Origin of the sequence: Nostocoides australiense Ben110 (genome assembly GCF_001050535.1) — a bacterium.
Taxonomy (GTDB): domain Bacteria; phylum Actinomycetota; class Actinomycetes; order Actinomycetales; family Dermatophilaceae; genus Nostocoides_A; species Nostocoides_A australiense.
Genome location: NZ_HG764815.1, coordinates 3,159,324 through 3,161,944 on the forward strand (window position 1 = coordinate 3,159,324; position 2,621 = coordinate 3,161,944).

The 2,621-nt window shown below is 73.1% G+C and carries 3 protein-coding genes and 1 pseudogene; 3 read left to right on the forward strand and 1 reads right to left on the reverse strand.

Translation table 11 applies throughout. The annotated features are described in order from the left end of the window. Positions 1 to 440 (forward strand): D-sedoheptulose-7-phosphate isomerase (locus BN11_RS24010; protein ID WP_048699114.1); only part of this gene is annotated, 440 nt, incomplete at its 5' end. Beyond that, on the forward strand, positions 389 to 967 hold the full coding sequence (locus BN11_RS24015) for a D-glycero-alpha-D-manno-heptose-1,7-bisphosphate 7-phosphatase (RefSeq protein ID WP_083433793.1): 579 nt from the start codon (positions 389 to 391) through the stop codon (positions 965 to 967). The genes BN11_RS24010 and BN11_RS24015, both read left to right, overlap by 52 nt. 370 nt (positions 968 to 1,337) lie before the next feature. Here the strand turns inward: BN11_RS24015 and BN11_RS15310 are convergent, their stop codons facing one another. Further along, positions 1,338 to 2,042: a class I SAM-dependent methyltransferase gene (locus BN11_RS15310; RefSeq protein ID WP_048699118.1), complete on the reverse strand. Its 705-nt coding sequence runs from the start codon at positions 2,040 to 2,042 to the stop codon at positions 1,338 to 1,340. 94 nt (positions 2,043 to 2,136) lie between these two features. On the opposite strand from BN11_RS15310, the pseudogene BN11_RS24020 reads away from it, so the two are divergent. Beyond that, positions 2,137 to 2,621: pseudogene (locus BN11_RS24020) on the forward strand (hypothetical protein); the annotation flags it as partial.

Here is a 2,621-nt window from a genome sequence, read left to right on the forward strand (position 1 = left end):
TGGTATGCGGCAACGGCGGCAGCGCCGCCATGGCCGCCCATCTCGCGGCCGAGTTCGCCGGCCGCTGCGTCCTGGACCGCGAACCCCTGCCCGCCCTCAGCCTCGCCGAGTCCTCGACGGCCATCACCGCCATCGGCAACGACTACGGCTTCGAACTGGTCTTCGCCCGCGGCGTCCGCGCCCACGGCCGGCCGGGCGATGTCCTCATCGCCATGTCGACCAGCGGCACCTCGCCGAACATCCTCACCGCCCTGGACACCGCCCGGGCCAGCGGCCTGGTGACCATCGCGCTGACCGGCTCCGGCGGCGGGCACCTGGCGGCGCACGCCGACCACGCGCTGCTGGTGCCCTCGGACTACACCCCCCGCATCCAGGAAGTGCATCTGATGTGGGCACACGCGTGGTGCGAGGCGGTCGACACCGTCTGGGCGCGCTCGTGAGCGAGCCGGTCACCATCCCGCCCGCGCGGCCGGATGCGCTGTGGGACATCGTCTTTCTCGACCGGGACGGCACGCTCAACGAGCGGGTCGTCGGCGGTTATGTCGATGACCCGGAGCGCGTCGTGCTGCTGCCCGGCGCTGCTGGGGCGGTGGCCCGGCTCAACGCCGCCGGCCTCCCGGTCGTCGTGGTGACCAATCAGCGCGGGCTGGCCACCGGGCGGCTGAGCGAGGAGCAGTATGCCGCCGTCACCGCCCGCATCGCCGACCTCCTCGCCGCCCGGGGCGCCTGGATCGACGCCACCTTCGTGTGCCGGCACGATCACGGACAGTGTGACTGCCGCAAACCCGCCGACGGCCTCTTCCGGCAGGCCCTGGCCGCCGCGCCGTGGGCAGACCCAGCCCGCTGCGTCATGGTGGGGGACATGCCCGGTGATGTGGCGCCGGCACGCGGCCTCGGGATCACGGCATACCAGCTCGGCACGGACGTGCCGGACCTGGCGGCGACGGTCGAACGCATCCTGCGCTGAGCCGCGAGGCTCTCAGAAGGTCGCGACGAGAGCGCGGTGGTCGGACGGGGTGTCCAGGAGCCACAGCCGGGGCGCCGGCCGTGGCCCGAAGATGTCGTCGATGCGTTTGAGCGGGCCGTAGGAGCCGGGCAGGTCGGGCCGCCAGCCGGGGCCGGTCGGGGTGATAGCCGGTGCCGTCCATGGCGTAGGCGACCAGGTGGTAGTTGACGATCAACAGCCGGGCCGTGGTGGACGGGTCGACCAGCCGGGCCAGCGTCGCGAACCGGGGCGGCAGGCTCGAGAGGGACGGGCTGGGCTGCTGCGGGGGACTGGGCTGTTGCGGGGGGCTGGGCTGGTGCAGGGGACATGGGGGAGCCTTCGGGGATGCAGCTCAGTAGGGGTCGTACGGCGAGTCGTGGCCGAATGCTCTCGCGACCCCCCGCAGCCTCAACCTCAACAAGACCTTGATGGCGATATTGCGGGCCCACCAGGGCATTTCCCGCAGCAGACGAGCGCGATCGGCCGCCGTCGGCGTGCCGGCCTCGAAGACGGCGAGGGAGCCGGTACGGGAGAGATAACGCAGCGGTGCCCCGGGCCCCAGGAGGGGGAGGACGCCGAGGGTCACCCCGACGGAGGAGAAGCAGTCGTGGACCAGCACCCGCCCGCCCGGCCGGACGTATGCCGTCCAGCGCAGGTCGTCGCGCACCGTCACGACATCGTGTTTGCCGTCGATGAAGAGCAGGTCGAGGGGGTCGGTCCACAGCGGCCGCACGGCGGTGGAGTGGTCGGCGATGAGGCGTACCCGGTGCTCGACCCCCGCCCGCCGCAGGTGCTCCTCGAACTTGTCCCGGGTCTGGGGGGAGCCGTATTTCCAGTCGTCGACGAAGGGGTCGACGGCGATGACCCGGCCATCGCCGGTGACCGCGGAGGCGAGGACGACGGTGCTGCGGCCCTGATAGCTGCCGATCTCGAGGATGCGCGGTGCCGCGCCGGCGCCCCGAGCGCTGTCCCAGAGCAGGCGGGCCTGGTCGGGGGTGAGCCAGCCGGGGATGTCGGCGGCGTGCGCGAAGGCGGCGTCGAAGGAGTCGGCGCTCATCGGGACACTCCTCGGTGGACCCGGGGCGGTGCAGGCACGGGCGGGGACCTCCGGGTCGTGCAAGGGGGGCGGGCGCTCGATTGTGGCATGGTGAATGCGCCCACGAGACCTTCAGGAGACCGCCATCAGCCTCTTGCGCGCCCGGCCGGCCGATGCGGCCGCCCTCGCCGCTGCGCTCCTGATCTGCGGGCCGGTCTTCGGGCCGGGCACGGTGATCGCCTACGACATGGCGTGGTCGCCGCGCCCGCAGTGGACGCCGTTCGTGCTCGGCACCGGCGTCCCGGCACCGCGAGCAGTCCCCAGCGACGCCGCCGCGGTCCTGCTCGGCAGGCTGCTCACCGCGGGTGCGGCCCAGGCGCTCATCCTCACCGCGATCCTGGTCCTCGCGGGTGCCGGCGCGGCGCGCCTAGTCACCACGGTCACCCCGGCAGTGGGCAGTGCCGGACGGGTGGTCGCCGCGATCGTCGCGATCTGGAATCCCTTCGTCGCCGAGCGGCTCGCGATCGGGCATTGGACCGTGCTGCTCGGGTATGCCGTGCTGCCCTGGCTGGCGCGCGCCGCCGGCAGCGTGCGGGCAGG

Coding starts and splice junctions, on each gene's coding strand:
- BN11_RS15310 (WP_048699118.1), bottom strand. CDS start 2,042: ATGAGCGCCGACTCCTTCGACGCCGCCTTCGCGCACGCCGCCGACATC.